Annotated in this window: 13 protein-coding genes; 5 read left to right on the plus strand and 8 right to left on the minus strand. The window is 31.4% G+C overall.

Going from position 1 to position 17,503, the window contains the following annotated elements; genetic code table 11:
• The first annotated feature begins 93 nt into the window (after nt 1-93).
• Entirely contained in the window at nt 94-1,590 is a 1,497-nt protein-coding gene (glpK, locus tag GEMHA0001_RS03120) for a glycerol kinase GlpK (protein ID WP_003144108.1), read from the plus strand.
• Nucleotides 1,591-1,810: 220 nt separating this feature from the next.
• Nucleotides 1,811-1,915 carry a putative holin-like toxin gene (locus GEMHA0001_RS09375; protein ID WP_271987493.1) on the plus strand — a complete coding sequence of 35 codons (105 nt, stop codon included), beginning with the start codon at nt 1,811-1,813 and terminating at the stop codon, nt 1,913-1,915.
• A gap of 245 nt (nt 1,916-2,160) precedes the next feature.
• Here the strand turns inward: GEMHA0001_RS09375 and GEMHA0001_RS03125 are convergent, their stop codons facing one another.
• Together GEMHA0001_RS03125 and GEMHA0001_RS03130 are read right to left on the minus strand one after the other, a co-directional pair.
• Nucleotides 2,161-3,450: a DUF6161 domain-containing protein gene (locus GEMHA0001_RS03125; protein ID WP_003144333.1), complete on the minus strand. Its 1,290-nt coding sequence runs from the start codon at nt 3,448-3,450 to the stop codon at nt 2,161-2,163.
• Between the two features lie 26 nt (nt 3,451-3,476).
• Nucleotides 3,477-6,533 carry an Eco57I restriction-modification methylase domain-containing protein gene (locus tag GEMHA0001_RS03130; protein WP_003144145.1) on the minus strand — a complete coding sequence of 1,019 codons (3,057 nt, stop codon included), beginning with the start codon at nt 6,531-6,533 and terminating at the stop codon, nt 3,477-3,479.
• A 264-nt stretch (nt 6,534-6,797) separates the two neighbouring features.
• On the opposite strand from GEMHA0001_RS03130, the gene GEMHA0001_RS03135 reads away from it, so the two are divergent.
• Nucleotides 6,798-7,586, plus strand: coding sequence for an SIALI-17 repeat-containing surface protein (locus tag GEMHA0001_RS03135; RefSeq protein WP_003144077.1), 789 nt, complete (start codon nt 6,798-6,800; stop codon nt 7,584-7,586).
• Nucleotides 7,587-7,684: 98 nt separating this feature from the next.
• On the opposite strand, the gene GEMHA0001_RS03140 is transcribed toward GEMHA0001_RS03135, so the two are convergent.
• Nucleotides 7,685-8,434 carry a protein-ADP-ribose hydrolase gene (locus GEMHA0001_RS03140; protein WP_003144215.1) on the minus strand — a complete coding sequence of 250 codons (750 nt, stop codon included), beginning with the start codon at nt 8,432-8,434 and terminating at the stop codon, nt 7,685-7,687.
• 168 nt (nt 8,435-8,602) lie between these two features.
• Here GEMHA0001_RS03140 and GEMHA0001_RS03145 point away from each other — a divergent pair, with 168 nt between their 5' ends.
• Nucleotides 8,603-10,834: an HAD-IC family P-type ATPase gene (locus tag GEMHA0001_RS03145; protein WP_003144198.1), complete on the plus strand. Its 2,232-nt coding sequence runs from the start codon at nt 8,603-8,605 to the stop codon at nt 10,832-10,834.
• Between the two features lie 71 nt (nt 10,835-10,905).
• Here GEMHA0001_RS03145 and GEMHA0001_RS03150 read toward each other — a convergent pair whose 3' ends face one another.
• From GEMHA0001_RS03150 to GEMHA0001_RS03170, 5 genes are all read right to left on the minus strand, one after another.
• Complete coding sequence (locus tag GEMHA0001_RS03150; protein WP_003144266.1) at nt 10,906-11,874, minus strand: Fic family protein; 969 nt, start codon at nt 11,872-11,874, stop codon at nt 10,906-10,908.
• A 180-nt stretch (nt 11,875-12,054) separates the two neighbouring features.
• The gene (gene ftsH / locus GEMHA0001_RS03155) at nt 12,055-14,091 is read right to left on the minus strand and encodes an ATP-dependent zinc metalloprotease FtsH (RefSeq protein WP_003144379.1); all 2,037 of its coding nucleotides are present in this window, start codon (nt 14,089-14,091) and stop codon (nt 12,055-12,057) included.
• A 100-nt stretch (nt 14,092-14,191) separates the two neighbouring features.
• The gene (gene hpt / locus GEMHA0001_RS03160; RefSeq protein ID WP_003144217.1) at nt 14,192-14,737 is read right to left on the minus strand and encodes a hypoxanthine phosphoribosyltransferase; all 546 of its coding nucleotides are present in this window, start codon (nt 14,735-14,737) and stop codon (nt 14,192-14,194) included.
• Between the two features lie 4 nt (nt 14,738-14,741).
• Nucleotides 14,742-16,058 (minus strand): tRNA lysidine(34) synthetase TilS, encoded by a 1,317-nt coding sequence (tilS, locus tag GEMHA0001_RS03165; RefSeq protein ID WP_003144088.1) that lies wholly within the window; start codon nt 16,056-16,058, stop codon nt 14,742-14,744.
• Nucleotides 16,048-16,662: a S1 RNA-binding domain-containing protein gene (locus tag GEMHA0001_RS03170; RefSeq protein ID WP_003144129.1), complete on the minus strand. Its 615-nt coding sequence runs from the start codon at nt 16,660-16,662 to the stop codon at nt 16,048-16,050. Before GEMHA0001_RS03170 ends, tilS begins: the two co-directional genes overlap by 11 nt.
• A gap of 578 nt (nt 16,663-17,240) precedes the next feature.
• Here GEMHA0001_RS03170 and GEMHA0001_RS03175 point away from each other — a divergent pair.
• Nucleotides 17,241-17,480, plus strand: a complete 240-nt coding sequence (locus GEMHA0001_RS03175) for a hypothetical protein (protein ID WP_003144401.1) — start codon at nt 17,241-17,243, stop codon at nt 17,478-17,480.
• The last annotated feature ends 23 nt before the right edge of the window (nt 17,481-17,503 follow it).

A 17,503-nucleotide genomic window follows, 5' to 3' on the forward strand; every position in this document is an offset into this window, starting at 1 on the left:
AAATCGTGATTGTAGAGTAACAAGATTTTGTCGAGTCAACCCCGATTTTATTGTATGGTATAATATAAATGAAATAATTATTCGAGGTGAAGTATGAAAAAATATGTAATGGCAATAGATCAAGGCACTACTAGTTCTAGAGCTATAATATTCAATAAAAAAGCAGAAATAATAACAAGTAGCCAAAAAGAATTCCCTCAGATTTTCCCTCAATCAGGTTGGGTTGAACATGATGCTAATACAATTTGGAATTCAGTACAATCGGTTATTGCAGAAGCATTTATCGAAAGTGGTATAAAACCAAATCAAATAGATAGCATTGGAATTACAAACCAACGCGAAACTACTGTCATTTGGGACAAAAAGACTGGACTACCTATTTATAATGCAATAGTTTGGCAAAGTAGACAAAGTGCTGATATAGCTAATAAATTAGTAAACGATGGTTATAAAGATATGATTCATCAGAAAACTGGTTTAGTCGTCGATGCCTATTTCTCTGCGACTAAAATACGTTGGATATTAGATAATGTACCTGGTGCACAACAACGTGCCGAAAATGGAGAATTACTATTTGGAACTATCGATACATGGCTAATTTGGAAACTTACAGGTGGAAAAACTCACGTTACAGACTACACAAATGCAGCTAGAACAATGCTATTTAATATTAAAGACTTAACTTGGGATAAAGAAATTTTAGAAATTCTAAATATACCAAAATCCTTATTACCAGACGTTAAATCCAACTCAGAAGTATACGGAAAAACTATAGATTATCATTTCTACGGGGGCGAAGTTACAATAAGCGGACTAGCAGGTGACCAACAAGCAGCACTTTTCGGGCAACTTGCCTTCGATAAAGGAATGATAAAAAACACATACGGCACAGGTTCGTTCATCATAATGAATACAGGTGAAACTATGGAACTTTCAAAAAATAATCTATTAACTACTATAAGTTTTGGAATTAATGGAAAAGTTTATTATGCTCTAGAGGGTTCAATCTTCATCGCCGGCAGTGCAGTTCAATGGTTAAGAGATGGATTACGTCTAATTAAAAAGTCATCTGAAACACAAGTGTTAGCTTACAACTCTAAAAATAATAACGAAGTATATCTAGTACCTGCCTTTACAGGATTAGGTGCTCCATATTGGAATCCAGATGCTCGTGGAACTATCTTCGGCTTAACACGTGCTACTACTAAAGAAGATCTAGTGAAGGCTACATTGCAGTCAATTGCCTACCAAGTACGTGATATAATCGATACTATGAAAATCGATGCTAAGGTAGAAATCCCCCTTCTTAAAGTTGATGGAGGTGCTGCAAACAATGATTATCTATTAGAATTCCAAGCTAACATCCTAGGTGTTAAAGTTGCACGAGCTGAAAACTTAGAAACTACGGCTTTGGGGGCGGCATTCCTAGCAGGACTAGCCACTGGATATTGGGAAAGCTTAGATGAGCTTAAGAATCTAAACACTGCAGGAAAACTATTTGTTCCTACGATGGAAAAAGAAGAACGCGAAAAACTTTACAAAGGTTGGAAACGTGCAGTAAAAGCTACACAGATTTTTGCGGAAGAATAGAATATCAAAATACGAAAAGATTGCTTAGAAATAGTCTTAAAATAATACTTTAAAATCACCTTATTTTCTTTGAAACCTAGTCTGTCTTCTGCTATAATCAAAGATGGAGAGAGAAGTTAGGGGGTATAATACTCCCGATAAAGATGGTGGCTACTTTTCTATGGAAGGAGATGGTGCTTATGCTCATAAGTAACAAAATCTGGACGAAAGGAGTAGCAAGTTGTCTGCATATGAAATCATACAAACGATTATTGGAATTAACCTTTTGATTGTTACAATAGTTGGTGTATGCATCTCAGCATTAAAAAAAGACAATAAAAAATAACCATCTTTTATATACTTTGACAGGTTAAGATGATTATTTTTTAATAACACTTAATTAGAGTCACCGTCTTTAAAACGGCTCTCTCTTTGATAATTTTATTCTAACATAAATCTAAATATAAATCAAAAGTTTTGTTAGATAATATATACAACATCTTATTTTCAGAATTCAATAACTTTAGAAAAACAACAGACCTCAAGATTCAAGTGATTTTTGAGGTCTATTACTTATAAATATAACTTCAACTACTTCCCTAATTTAGAAAATTGGCTTAATAATGCATCAGCATCATTAGAGTTGTCACTCTTAATTAATCCTGTATCTGTTTTTCTAAATAAAGCATTAAAAATTATTAATTTTTCTTCCTTATCTACTTCTTTTCCATCTTGAATTAATGCTTGATAAAATCTTGTTAAAGCTGCCTTTTGTTCATATTCCATAGACATATGTTGACTTGAAACTATAATTTTAATAATAATTCTTATAATATATATTAAGAAGGATATTAATGCAACATAGATAAAAGATTTTGAAATAAATGGTATTTCCTTTACTGTTCCTTGCAAATAATCGTGAATACTGATAACAAAATAACCACTCGATACTAACAACCCTATTATAAAAAACAATAAGCCACCCATCCACCATCTTGATTTTATCCTATATTTTGCTGCTCTACTCTCCCATAACGTTTCAGGAGCCTCTAACTGCAATTTACTTTTGTAAGTCTCTTCTAATGTCTCTATTTGTTTTTCTTTATCATCTCTCCACTCATTAATTTTTGTCTTAAATTCATCTATTTCATTTTTATGTTCATCGAATAAATTAATAATATCTTTATCTTTTTCTTCAATAAGATTAGTTGTTTCTTTAAATTTGTCATTAATTTGTGAATCTATTTTCTCTACTTTTTCACTTACTGGTTTCACAACCTCTTTTTGGAAATCTTTAAAAGGTAAGTCTTCTTTTCTTATCTCTTTATTCAAGACAAATAATGCTGGAATAAAGTTATAATTATACCTACTATTCAAATAACTCCCCAGTTGACTCTTATCTTTTTCTATAGATACATAATTTAAAATTGCATCAGATAAGTCGTCTTCTGCCCAACTATTTAGATAATAATCAATAAACATTCGAATCATAGCTATTCCACTATCTTTATCTGTAGGACTATCTATATTCAATGTATATAACCTTAACTCTTCTGATAGTAACTTATAGCTACTTGTAATATTATTGTATATAAAAGTATAAAGTTTTTCCTTTGTAAGTTCATCTTCCTCTTCCAAATAATTTTTAAGATCTTTTATACTTTCATGCCATACATTCCAAATATTGCGTATTTCTATACACATTTCTGATTCTAAACTTTTTTCTTCCCAGTACTTTAGATTAGATTCAATTATACTTTCAAGTTCAGAGAATGTTATCTCTTCATCCTTGTAATCTATACTGTAATTCTCATTTGAAATCTTAAACTTAACATATTTGTCAATAAAAATAGAAATCTGTGAACTATTATTTTTCGGCATAAATACTCCTTACCTTATCTAAAATTTTATCCTTCTATCAACGCTCGTTCTTCTACAGTTATACCATAGATATCGTAGACATAACTATCAATAGCATAATCTGTATCTAGAATTTCTTCGTTTAAATCTTCTATCTTTTCTCTTAATTCTAATTGCATTTCATAATTTTTATCATTAATTGCTAATTCTAACAATTTATTTAGCTTAAATAATTTTTCCTTACTCTCTAACATTTTATCAGCTAGATTAGTAAGGTATTCTTCTTGTTCTTGGGTTGGGACTATGATAGGGAGTTTTTTCAAGTACTCTTTATTATATTGAAATCCTGAGCTACTTAAAATTATTCCAGCATAAAATGTTTTGTATGCGAACTCAATAAATCTTGAATTTAATAGTGCTAAAATATACTTTATACTTTCTCCTAACAACATAAATGCTGTCTTATCTATAATAAAACCATCATTATCGAGAAAAAAACTAGCGCCAGTTACTGTTTCACCATAAATAATTTTTTGATTTTTAAAATCATTTAAATATGCACAATTTCTTAAATTATATGGTGTTTTCCCTTTATCACTTCTTTTACTTAATTTTGGTTCAAATGAATTTAAATGCTCTTTTACAAAAATATAATCATCTATATTTATCTCTGATATTTTTTCTATACCAATTTTATAGCCATTATGAACATTAATTAAGTATAAATCTGCATAATTTTTACTATATCTATTTATGTCACGACCTCTTAGTAAAGGTACTAATATTTCTTTATTTTTACGATCTTTTTTTACTAGTTCATCATATTTTTCTTTATCGATTATAAATGCATCATTTAAACCAGTTTTTATTCCATAATTGATTTCTATATTCCAATCTCCAAGTGGTTTACCAATAGTATCTATTTTTTCTTTTACTTTTAATAGCCTATTATCCAAGAAGAGATATCCATCTTTACTAAAATTACTTTGACTAGTTTCAAATATTTTATTATCTTCTTCAGTTAAGACTATTCTAACTTGGGTATTTTGACGATTTACTTTTTTGGTTATTATTATATTAGTGTTAACCTCCGCATCAGAAAATTGTTTCATACTTCCATGGTCTTCAATTTCAATTATAAAATACTTATTTAATAATTGCCGTACATTAGTGCCATACTTCGCTCGAAGCCATTTATTAGAAGTAATATAACCTAAAATTCCACCACTTCTTAGAATATTGATTCCTAACTCATAAAAATAACAATACAAGTCTGCAGTTCCCATGAAAGTTAAATACTTTTCTTCTAATACATGTTTTACATCTTTTAATCGTTCTTGTTTTACATACGGTGGATTCCCGATGACTACATCGAAACCACCTTTTACGAAGACTTCCAAAAACTCTTCTTGAAAATCAAATTCTGTAATAGAGTTCCCACTCTTAATATTATCATCTAGATTTGTTAAAGGTTTATCATTAGTTAATGTTCTAAGCCATAGTGACAATTTGCTTATCTCGACACTCTCTGGATTTAAATCAACACCATATAAACATTTGATTAAATATTCATTCTCAAGACTGGCATCATACATCTCATCACCATCGAAAAGTTCTTGCGTACGCCCTTTAAGATCGGCTATACGATCATTAATTTCATCAAGTTCTTTTTTCAAGTAATCATATGCTGCAATTAAAAATGCTCCAGATCCACATGCAGGATCTATAACTTTAATATTCAATACTTTACTACGATATTCACGCCAAAAAGTCAGGTGTTTTTCAGCTTTAGCACTTAAACCTCGTTGTGTTTCAATACTTTCATCAGTTAACTCTGGTAATTTTTCAAAACCTAATTCTAACTTTTTATCATTAAGATATTCTCCGATAGATTTTTCAACTATTCCTCTAGTTATACGACTAGGTGTATAGAACACACCGTCTTTCTTTCTCTTACCTTTTTTCTTATCAGTCTCGATACCTAAAGCATCATTTTTTAACTCTTCTAAATCACTAATACTCTGTTCAAAGATACGTCCAAGAATATTCTCATCGACATCAGTATTAAAATCATAGTCTGCAAGTGTTATTAATTCTGTGAATATGATATCGTCTAACACTAAATCATCTAATATCTCATCATATTTGAACAATCCACCGTTGAATTTATTAATTCCTTTTTGCTTATTCCCTTTATCAATATTCCTACACAACATAGTAAATAATTCATGTTTTGTTACATTCTCATTAGAACTAAGCACCATAGTTTTATAACTATTCGCTGGTATTATGTTTTTATCTTCACAAAAGGCTATGAATAAAAATCTATCTAAAAGTTTCTGTGATTTTTCAATAAGAACATCAGCATTATATGTTCTATTATCTTCTATGACCTGTGAAACTATTTTACTTCGTATCGTCTTATACCTAGTATAAAATTCACGCTCAATTTTTTCTTCTTCTTTAATTTTTAAATTTATTAAGTTTTCTAGTTTTCTATCAAGAATATTTTCTTTTGATAATAAATACAAGAACCTTTTTAACTCAAAATCATCTTCGAGATCTTCAATATAAAATCTCTCGTATTGATTTTCATCATTCTTATCATATAAACGAATCTCATTGAAATTACTTATTAAAACCCAACGACAATTCCCTCCAAATTTAGGAGCATATCCAAATCCTTGTTCTACGGGTGTTCTCTTATCACCTACGCGGTTTTGTTTTTTATCTAAATCATAATATTTAAAATCTTTTAACTCAACTACAGCCATAACTTTTGATTCATTAGAATTGAATTCTCCTAACACTATATCAGGTTTTTGTCCATCCATATCGGTTTTTCTTTCTAATTCATATTCCCAAGTTTCATTAAAGCTGTTTTTATATCCTAGAGTTTTCTCAAAAACCTCAGTAGCAAATCTAGCTTGTAATTGTTCTTCATTGTAATCTTTTATTTTTCCCGATTTAATGAAATTAATAAAATCTTGTATCTTCGCTTTTTTCTCCGACAGTTCCTCTTTACTAATTTCAAAACTCTCTAATTTGTACTCAATAAAACTTTCCTTAAATATTCTATTATACTTTTTTCTTATTCTATTCATCTCTTATCTCTAAATAATCTTTCAACTAACTATTTGATTCTAGTTAATTTATTTTAATTATTCCCCTTCTTTCGATACTTTTACAATATCTATTACGTTTACTATTATATCATATTTTCTGTACATAAAAAAAGACACGTAATAGTAAGTTATACTTTCTTGAAATAAAATTTTCACAGTGATATAATTGGAGTTATAGGTGAAAACGTTTGCCTTAAATTGTTAAACTATCAAAGTTGCAATTTTTATAGAAGAGGTGATTTTATGAAGATAAATAATTTTACAAAATGTACACTAGCTGTTGCATTGGGCTTTGGGCTTAACTCCCTTACTGTTACACAAGCAGCAGATAACAATGTAGAAACTCCAGCAAGTAACAAGATAAACAAAAGTTTTATCGAGCAGTTTCCTTTCGCTGAAAAATTCACAGATAAAGATGGAATTACAGCCGTAAGAATGAAGAGTCCCGACGTACCTTTAGTTAACAAAGAAAAGGGTTATTCTAAAGAAGTTGTTAGGGTCATCAACTACAAACAAGGAGCAGCTGGGACTGTAATTAACAGAATTTATCAATATGTTAGATTCTACGGCGCACCTGTACACGAGGTTCCAAAAGACTCTCCAGTTAATGATGTACCAGAATACAATGGTGGCGCTAATCCTATTGACCCACCTATTTTGGAAAAACCAGAATATAACGGTGGGGCTAACCCTATTGATCCACCTATTTTGGAAAAACCAGAATTAAATTTTGAATATAAACTTATCGAACCACCTGTATTTGAAAAACCAGAATATAACGGTGGGGTTAACCCTATTGATCCACCTATTTTGGAAAAGCCAGAATTAAAAGTTCCAAATACTCCGGAAAAACCAAAAACAGATACTCCTAACAACATACCTAAACCAAATCCAAAAGAGAACAACCCACAAAATAACAATAAAGTTCTCCCAAATACAGGTTTAGAAACAAATTCAAGTTTAGCTATCATCGGAACTTTAGCTTTATCAATTATTGGACTTGCAATTTTAAAACGAAAAAATAATCAATAATTCTTTTTTACTTATTTACTCAGTATCAGAAAAGAAGATTATAAGATAGCCTCCTCGCCTTTGATGAATTTCATTCTTATAATCTTCTTTTAATTTTCTTATCCCAATAACTCTTCGTATAATTTTTTATCTAAATCTTTAAACACATTAAAAACTACTTTTAGGTCAGCAGTAGGATTTTCTCTAAGAAATTTCCTGACTTCAGCTACCGCTATTTCAGCAGCAAGATCATTTGGAAATCTAAATTCCCCCGTGCTTATACAGCAAAAAGCAATGCTCTTAAGATTATTCTCTAAAGCAATTTTTAAAGAATTTCTATAACATGATGCAAGAAGTTCCTTATCATCATCTTCAACAATACGATATATTATTGGCCCAACCGTATGAATAACATGTTTAGCTGGTAAATTATAGCCAGCTGTTATCTTAGCTTGCCCTGTTTTTTCAAAACTTCCTTGTGCTTTCATAACATCATCGCACTCTTTTCTAAGTTGTAGTCCTGCTTGCGTGTGAATGGCATTATCGATGCATCGGTGTAGAGGAATTAAACATCCTAATAGAGCCTTGTTTGCCGCATTAACTATAGCATCTACTCGTAGTGTTGTAATATCACCTTGCCATAGGTAAATATTCTCATCAATTTCAGTTAAATCTTCTAATCTTGTTATTCCTTTAGCATCTAGAATCTCTTGTAGATACTCATCTTGAACTTCATAAAATTCACTCGGTAACTCCGATACTTTCCATGTGTTCATCAATGATCTGAACAAATCTTTCTTTTCTTGTTCCGTTTCTGGTATTTCTATTTCTGAATTTAGTGTTTTTATTAAATAATCTAGTTTTTCCATGTTGTTCTCGCTTATTATATTATTTAGTCAATACTATAATACTACTTTATAAATAAACTAGCAATTAAAAGTTTTGAAATCCTACCCTCCATCTTTTAATTTTCCAAACTATACTAAAGTGTGATAAAATAGAAACTAATTAAAAAATATAGTTATGGCGGAGGTAGAATGAAATATTTAACTAGTGAAGAAGTAACTAAAGCGAAAAAAAATATTAGTGAAATAAAACCTTATAAGACTACAAAAGAGATTATCTTTTCTAATATTTTTACTTTTTTCAATGCTATGAACTTATTCTTAGCAGCATTTATAGCTACAACACTTAGATTTGAAAATATGTTGTTTTTAGGTGTAATTACTATAAATACTGCCATCGGTATCTTTCAAGAAGTTCGTTCAAAAAATGCCCTCGAGAAATTAAGTTTACTGGGTAGAAGTAAATACCGAGTAAACCGTGATAATGAAATAATAAATATAGATTCTGAAGAAATCGTCCTTGGAGAATATCTACACCTAAATCTTGGTGATCAGGTTCCTGTTGATGCCGAAATTATTGAAGGTAGTATCGAGGTCGATGAATCGCTATTAACTGGTGAAAGTGATAATATCTTTAAGACTATTAACGATAAAGTAATGAGTGGTAGTAACGTGGTTAGTGGTAGTTGTTTAGTAAGAGCTATTGCTGTCGGAGAGGATAGCTATATTAATAAGCTTGCTAAAAGTACTAAAGAATTTAAAAAATACCCATCTAAACTGCGTGACTATATGGATAAAATCTTAAAAGTTATATCTATTCTATTAGTTCCTGTCGCAATTATGCTATACATGCGTGGTGCTAGTTTGGGACGTGGTTATGTAGAAATAGTCTTGCGAAGTGCTGGAGCTTTAGTGGGTATGATTCCAGAAGGTTTAATCCTTCTTGTCAGTGTTTCTCTTGCAGTTGCTGCGATGAAGCTTGCTAAAAAGAAAGTTCTAGTTCAAGAATTATACTGCGTGGAAACTCTTGCCAGAGTAGATGTTCTTTGTTTCGATAAAACAGGAACTATCACTACGGGTAATATGAATGTTGTAGAAATTGATGATGAAGTTGCAGAAAAATTATCAAGTTACCTTGCATATTTTGATGATGAAAATGCAACATCTAGAGCTTTAAAGAATCATCTAACATGCAAAAAACAATGGGATGTAGAAGAATTAGGAGCTTTTTCTAGTAAAAATAAATATTCATTTATAAAGTTAAAAAACGGTGGAACGTATTTCTTCGGAGCATATGAATTTTTAGGCTTCGCATCTGAAATGGATGAATATTACGAGAATCTGAAAAAAGAAGGTTATCGAATTTTATCGCTAGCCTATACTGAAGACAGTACAAACATCCCTACTAATATGAAACTTGTAGGACATGTAGTTCTATCAGATGAAATAAAAGAAAACACAAAAGAAACATTCAAATACTTCGAATCACAAGGTGTTGAAGTGAAAATAATCAGTGGAGATAATCATATAGCCGTGTATGGTGTCGCTAAGAAAGCTGGTTTCAAAGAAGATGCTAAGGCTATTGATATGACTAAAGTAACTGAAGAGGACTTTGAAAAAACTGTTCTTGAGAATGATATTTTCGGACGTGTTACCCCTGAACAAAAACAGAAAATGGTAGCTGTATTACAAAAAGCTGGAAAGACTGTCGCTATGAGTGGTGACGGTGTTAACGATGTTCTTGCCTTGAAAAAAGCTGATATTAGTTTTGCTATGAATGGTGCTACTAGTGCTGCAAAAAGCGTATCAAATATCGTATTCTTAACAGATGACTTCGGAGTATTTTACGATATACTTATGGAAGGTCGTCGTGTTATTAATAACATCCAAAAGGTAGCTTCACTATTCCTAACAAAGACATTCTTCTCGATTGTCTTCTCAATACTTAGTGTAATCTTCGCCTTGGAGTTTGCGTTTATCCCAATTCAATTTACGATAATTTCAGCGATAACAATTGGTATTCCATCCTTCTTCCTAACTTTTGAAGCGAATAAAGAAAAAGTAAGCAATAACTTCATGAAGGACATACTGACAAACGCTGCGATCGGTGGTGGTATTTTAGTAGCTACAGTACTACTGACAAGCTTTGCTATCACAGATAGTTCACAAGCGAAATTCATCTGTTTCCTTCTTGCGTTAATAAATGGATTATGTATGGTTGCCAAAGTCAGCCTACCTCTGAATAAATACAAACTTGCACTACTTTCTATGTTAAGTATAGCTGCAATTATAGGTGTGGGAGTTAATATATTTATCCTGAAAAATCACTTTGCACCATTAGTATTTTCTCAAGTGATTTATATAATTATTCTTGGATTAGTAATTTCGACAGTCCACTTCTTTACGAGAAGAAAGAACAAATAAAAAATAAAAGATATCAGAAAGTTACTCGAATCTAGCTTCGATTTTCATGTTTCTCTCTGATATCTTTTTATTTATTTTCTTATCGAGTACCTTCTATCTCTATTTTCTCCATGAGATTCCAGTAACTTATACTCAACAAATTTCGCAATATATCTTCTAACTGTTGGCTTAGATTTTTCGACCAGTTCACAAGCTATTGCTACAGTAATATATTTCTCATTTTTCAAGTATTCTCTTATCTTTTCAAAAACATCTTGTTCTGCTTTAGACAATTCTTTTGTCTTATCATCAGGCTCCTTGTACGCCAGTAGAGTCTCTAATATGACACCTAACATAAATTCAATAAACACTGTTGAATTATTGTCTCTATCTGCCTGTGCTAAAGCCTTATAATACTGTTGTTGATTTTCATATATTATCGTTTCAATCGGTATCCAACTAAACAATGGATTCCAATTAGCTAATATAACATTTTGCCATAACCTTCCCATTCTTCCATTTCCATCTTCAAATGGGTGAATCATCTCTATTTCATAATGAAATACGCAACTCTTCACAAGTGCTGGAGTGTCATCTCTGCGTCCCCATTCAAATAATTCCCCCATTAAATCACCAATAAACTGAGGTCTCACACCTAAATGAACCATATTTCCCTGCTCATCAAAAATTCCTACATCTGAATTTCTATACTTCCCTGATTGTCCTACTATTTCTGTAGTTAATAATTTATGAGTAAGTAAAAAATCTTTCTCACTATAGGGGTCTAAATTCAATATTTTTTCATAAGCCTCATATGCATTCTTTACTTCTTTTATTTCTTTTGGATCTCCTAGAACTCTCTTCCCATCGATAATCGCTGTAATTTGCTCTATTGATAAACTATTATTCTCTATCGCTAAAGATGAGTGAATAGATTTTATTCTATTTTCTTTTCTTAAATGTAAGTTTTTCTTTGTTTCTATTTCAAGATTTCCTAATACTTTAGAAATCTCTATAAGATAATTAAGAATAGTACTCGTAATGGTAAATGGTGGTTTCATAGCTTTCTCCTATCAACTTCTTTTAATTATTATACCATAAAAAATTTTTTATCGCTCATTTATCGCTCGTTTATCGCTCACTTTCGAATATGAACATCGTCTAAACATTACTATAATAACACTTCAAAAGAATATAACAAAACCCTAGACTTGGTTAGTTCCAAATCTAGGGTTTATTTTTTATTCTTCGTCAGAAGGTTTTTCTTTTGATTTTTCGTCTTCTAGGTCTTTTTCTTCAACCTTTTCAACTTTATCTTCTTCGTTTTGAGCCTCTTCTTGAGCTTTTTTCTCAGCTTCTTCTTTGGCTTTACGAGCTTCTTCTTCGTAGTATTTCTTATTAACTACTTTATCTAGTTGATCTGCTTCTCTTTCATCTAAGTCTTTTGGCATTTTTCCAAATTGGTAAAGAGCAACGATTTCTTTTCTATCGATTGTTTCAACTTCGATAAGTGTTTGTGCAATAAGTTCTAATTGTTCTCTGTGAGTTTCAATAATGTGAAGAACTTTAGCGTAACATTCATTAATAATTTTACGAACTTCGATATCGATTTCTTTCAGCATTTCTTCTGAGTAGTTACCGATACTTGAAAGTTGACGTCCACCATATGGATCGTGGAATGGAGCTTGCATTGGTCCTACAGCATCACTCATACCATATTCTGTAACCATCGCACGAGCAATAGCTGTTACTCGTTCGAAGTCATTATGAGCTCCTGTAGATACTTCGTTAAAGAAGATTTGCTCTGCAGCACGTCCACCAAGTAATCCACAGATTTTGTCGATTAAATCTGTACGAGTTTGGAAGTATTTTTCTTCTTCCGGAATCATTAAGTTATATCCACCAGCATCACCACGTGGGATAATAGTAACTTTTTGCACTTTATCAGCACTATCAAGTACCATACCTACGATTGCGTGACCTGCTTCGTGGTAAGCTACTAAACGTTTTTCTTTTGGAGTGTATACTCTACTACGTTTAGCTGGACCACCAATTACTCTGTCCATTGCTTCATCTAGATCTTCTTTATCAATACTAGATTTGTTTTCACGAGCTGCTAATAATGCCGCTTCGTTAAGGATGTTAGCAAGATCCGCACCAGAGAATCCTGGAGTTTTTTCTGCTAATGAACGAAGGTCAACACCTTTAGCAAGTGGTTTGTTTTTAGCATGTACTTTAAGAATAGCTTCACGACCTTTTACATCAGGTGTAGAAACTTTAATTTGTCTATCGAAACGACCCGGTCTTCTAAGGGCGTTATCTAGTACGTCAGCACGGTTAGTAGCCGCAATTACGATAATACCTTTTTCACCATCGAATCCATCCATTTCAACAAGAAGTTGGTTAAGAGTTTGTTCACGTTCGTCATTTCCTCCACCTACTCCGCTTCCACGTTTACGCCCTACAGCATCAATCTCATCGATGAAAATGATACATGGCGCATTTTTTTCAGCTTCTTTGAATAGGTCACGAACACGACTTGCCCCAACCCCTACGAACATCTCAACGAAGTCAGATCCTGAGATTGAGAAGAATGGTACTTTCGCCTCACCAGCTACAGCACGAGCTAGTAAAGTTTTACCAGTCCCTGGAGGCCCCTCAAGTAGGACACCTTTAGGGATTCTAGCACCCATCTTAGTGAATTTACGGTGATCTTTTAAGAACTCAACCATTTCAGCAAGTTCTTGTTTTTCTTCATCAGCTCCAGCTACATCATCAAATGTAACTTTCGCTTCTCCACCATCGATTTTTTTAGCTTTAGATTTTTGGAAGCTCATTACTTTGCCTCCACCGCCACCTTGCATTTGTGTCATAAAGAAAACTAAAACACCCATAAACAAGATAAGCGGAATAATGTTACCTAAGAATGATAGAATTGCTCCAGTTTTTTCAGCTGGTTTATATTCTACTACACTTAATTTTCCATCTTTAGCTTTTTCATTAATTTGTTTTTGTACTTCAGAATCAGATGCTGCAACTACACTCTCGAAGTTCTTATTACCATCTGTATAAGTACCTTTAACATTGTAGTTCTCATCTTTTCTTTGTAGACTTATTTCTTTAACCTTGTCGTCTTTAATAGTCTGAACAAGTTTAGCATAGTCTATTTTTTCAGTTGTCCCAGGTAAGTCTTGCTGCCAATATGCAAATAATCCAATCGCGATTACGATTAATGCAAGCATACCAAGGATAGGGTTTTGCCTTTTTCTATTATTCATATAGACAATCTTCCTCCTATCATTTTTCTAAACATAATTTATTTTACCATATATAACTAAAGTTTGACTAATATTTTGACCTTTTTTGATTAAAATATTATTATGAATAAATTTCTTCTTTTAGAACACCGATATAAGGTAAGTTTCTATATCTTTCATCATAGTCTAAACCAAATCCTACAAGGAATTCATTTGGTGAAACTATACCGATGTAATCTGCTTCAACATCTACTACACGAGTTTCTGGTTTATCTACTAGTGAAGCACATGCTACTGAAGCAACATTTCTTTCTTTTAAGTTTTCGATAAGCGCTTTAAGCGTTCTTCCTGTATCTACGATATCTTCAACGATAATTACGTGACGTCCTTCAATATCCATTCCGCAATCTTTTTTGATTTTGATTACACCAGAAGATTCAGTTCCTCCGTGATAACTAGATACATCCATAAAGTCAGTAACTACGTGAATGTCAATGTGTTTTAAAAGTTCTGCCATAAAAGGTAATGCTCCTTTTAATGTACAAATTAGAACAGGACATTTATCTTTATAATCCTCTTCAATTTGTTTAGCGATTCTTTTACTAGCAACAACGATGTCCTCGTGTGTAAATAGAACTTTCTCGATATCTTTTAATAAATTTTCCACTGTTTTATCCTTTCGTGTTTATATAATAATCATATTTTTTATTTTTGTTGACTTTAGTATTTATTCCTAAAACTCCTAAAACCCCATCTTTATTGCGAATTACTGGAAGTTTGTCTCTAAGTTCCTTAGGAATCTTTTCATCGATAAAAAGACGTGAAAGTTTTTTGCTAACCTTACCTCTTTGAACTCGATCGCCATCCCTCTTAGTCGTAACTATTAAAGGCAAATCTCCTTTATTGAATCCAACCTCAGATGAGTTGTTAGTTGTTGTTATTAGAAAATTACTCTGATGAAATGTATAAACTTTATTAATATCCACCTCATCTATTATTAATTCTATCTTATCATTATAACATTTTTTTTCGATTTTATGAATATAAATACTATTATATTCACTAATAATTTTTAAATTATTTTTCAAATCATAACTTTTATTGTTATTTTTACTTTTTAAGTCTTCTATTATTGTAAAAAAAGCCCTTTGTTTTATATCAAAAATACCAAAATTATTTGCTAATATATCTCTTAGCAAGAAATAAATCTCTTCTTTGGTATTTTTTAATAATTTTTCTTTATCTAATTCGACTTTATCTTCTTCTAGTGAAATCACATAGTCATTTTTAGCCTCTAATACTTTATGTTTTAACTCAGTATTAATATTTTGATAATAACTAGAAAAATTAATCAAATTATCAAAACTCGCAGCATTTACATCGTTTAACAATGGTACAATGTTATGCCTTATATTATTCCTCGTATAATCAGTATCGAAGTTTGTTGAATCTACATAGTATTTCAAATCATTTTTATCAGCATATTGCTCAAGGTCTGCTTTTAATACATTTAATAATGGACGATAAACTGCTAACTTACCAATAGTCGTCTTCTCTTCTATCATCAAGTTATAATCCATACTACGTCCACTAAGTAGTCTCATAAGGATATTTTCTACCTGATCATTTTTGTGATGAGCAGTTATTAACTTCACGCCGCCTTCTAATGAAGACATCTCCTCAAAAGCACCGTAACGTAGTTTTCTTGCGAGCATTTCCTCTGATGTGTGACTATCTCTTATCTGGTCTTTCATATTTAGCTCTTTCTTGTAGAACTTAACATTGTAGTTTTTGACAAAATTCTCTACGAACTCGGCTTCTTCATAAGACTGCTCTCTTAGACCATGGTTGATATGGAACGCCACTAATTCTTTATAACTCTCTTTGTACTCTGTAACAAGCAGATGAAATAAAGCTATAGAATCCACTCCTCCTGACAGACCTAGTGCTATTTTATCAGTTTTTTGCCATAAAATATTAATGTCCATCTAGATAACCTCTTTCCTGAAGACCTTTCTTAATTTTTTCGAACTTAGTTTCAGCTTGCTTTGTTGTCGCAATTATATCTTCTAATAATCCTTCTGGCGCTGGAGGAATTTCTTTTTTCTCTTCTTTCTCCTCAGATAGCTCAGTAATATTACTCTTCTTACCTTTTCCTACAGAAATTTTCATATTCCCTATAAATTGAAGTTTTTTCAAATCTTTTAGAGTTTTTGTCTCCTGTTTAGGCTCCTGATTTTCTTCCTGTACTTCTTGTTTTTTCTGAACTTCAGGTTGTTCTTTAACTTCCTTTTTAATCGGTGATTTTGGTTTATTTTTCTTTTTGTTCTGTTTTTCCTTAGAGTTTTTCTCTACTTTTTTCTTCTCACCTTCTGCTTGTTTCAACTCTTTTTGTGTCAAAATCACTAAAGAATCCTTTGTACTTTTCTCCTCGGCTTTAATAACAAAACCAACAGAAAAAATCTCTTCTAGCTTTTTCTTTTTACCTATAAACATATTTTCCTTTGGTAAAAATGCATCTTTGCCATTTTCTAGTTTTATATATAATCCTTTGCTTTCAACTTTCGTTACCTTACCTGCAACTTTACTCATTTAATCACCTCACTATCAATTAGAAAGGGAGCAACTCAAAAATCGTGATTTCGTAGAAATCGATCTTTCAGAGTCACCCCCACACAGTTTATTAGATATCTAAAAAGCTTTTATAAAGCGAATTTAGATATCAATAAACCACTGCGTCTATGAACTCTCATATACACTTTGTTAAAATTTAGGTCTTTCGGGTCAGCCCCTACATCTTAAATCTTTCCTATTTATTTTACTTAAATATTATACCACACTATATTCATCTATTGAAATATCAAAGATAATCCGGGAGAGTAATATAACCCACTATACTTTATTCCTTCGCAACTAAAAAACACCAACTTCAAAAAAGTTATTCTTCTGAAATCAGCGCTCAATTATTAAATCTTCTTCTAAATAATGTTATGTTAACTATCTCTAGTAAAAAACACTACTAAACTTTATTATACCATAAAAATAAAGATTTTATCAGTCTTTAATTTTTAAAATTTTTGTGCTATGTTAAAGATACCAAAGGTATATGTTTCATATCATATATACTTATTTCATAGTAAATATGCAATACGCATTTCAGGGAGGTCACTATGTTAAACGCAGAAAAAATAAAAAAAAGATATTACATATTTCTAGTATTCTATTTATTATTTGGTGCTGTATTTTATTTCTTGTTTGATGGATTTGATGGAGTATTTGGTCCAGATTTTAGACAAAAACACAAAATCACAATATTTGTGATTAATTTCCTTTGTAGTAGTTTACCTATAGTGTTAGCTTTGATTATAAATAACTATATAGATAAAAAAACTAAAAACGTAGAAAAATAACACTCTCTAAAACTAGCTAGCGA

Origin of the sequence: Gemella haemolysans ATCC 10379, from assembly GCF_000173915.1 — a bacterium.
Classification (GTDB): Bacteria; Bacillota; Bacilli; order Staphylococcales; family Gemellaceae; genus Gemella; species Gemella haemolysans.

Excerpts from the sequence above, each read along its gene's own strand:
- GEMHA0001_RS03150 (WP_003144266.1), bottom strand. The coding sequence starts at position 11,874 with ATGAAACCACCATTTACCATTACGAGTACTATTCTTAATTATCTTATA.
- tilS (WP_003144088.1), bottom strand. The coding sequence starts at position 16,058 with ATGGACATTAATATTTTATGGCAAAAAACTGATAAAATAGCACTAGGT.
- GEMHA0001_RS03170 (WP_003144129.1), bottom strand. The coding sequence starts at position 16,662 with ATGAGTAAAGTTGCAGGTAAGGTAACGAAAGTTGAAAGCAAAGGATTA.
- glpK (WP_003144108.1), top strand. The coding sequence starts at position 94 with ATGAAAAAATATGTAATGGCAATAGATCAAGGCACTACTAGTTCTAGA.
- GEMHA0001_RS03145 (WP_003144198.1), top strand. The coding sequence starts at position 8,603 with ATGAAATATTTAACTAGTGAAGAAGTAACTAAAGCGAAAAAAAATATT.
- GEMHA0001_RS03175 (WP_003144401.1), top strand. The coding sequence starts at position 17,241 with ATGTTAAACGCAGAAAAAATAAAAAAAAGATATTACATATTTCTAGTA.
- ftsH (WP_003144379.1), bottom strand. The coding sequence starts at position 14,091 with ATGAATAATAGAAAAAGGCAAAACCCTATCCTTGGTATGCTTGCATTA.
- GEMHA0001_RS03130 (WP_003144145.1), bottom strand. The coding sequence starts at position 6,533 with ATGAATAGAATAAGAAAAAAGTATAATAGAATATTTAAGGAAAGTTTT.
- GEMHA0001_RS03140 (WP_003144215.1), bottom strand. The coding sequence starts at position 8,434 with ATGGAAAAACTAGATTATTTAATAAAAACACTAAATTCAGAAATAGAA.
- GEMHA0001_RS03135 (WP_003144077.1), top strand. The coding sequence starts at position 6,798 with ATGAAGATAAATAATTTTACAAAATGTACACTAGCTGTTGCATTGGGC.
- GEMHA0001_RS03125 (WP_003144333.1), bottom strand. The coding sequence starts at position 3,450 with ATGCCGAAAAATAATAGTTCACAGATTTCTATTTTTATTGACAAATAT.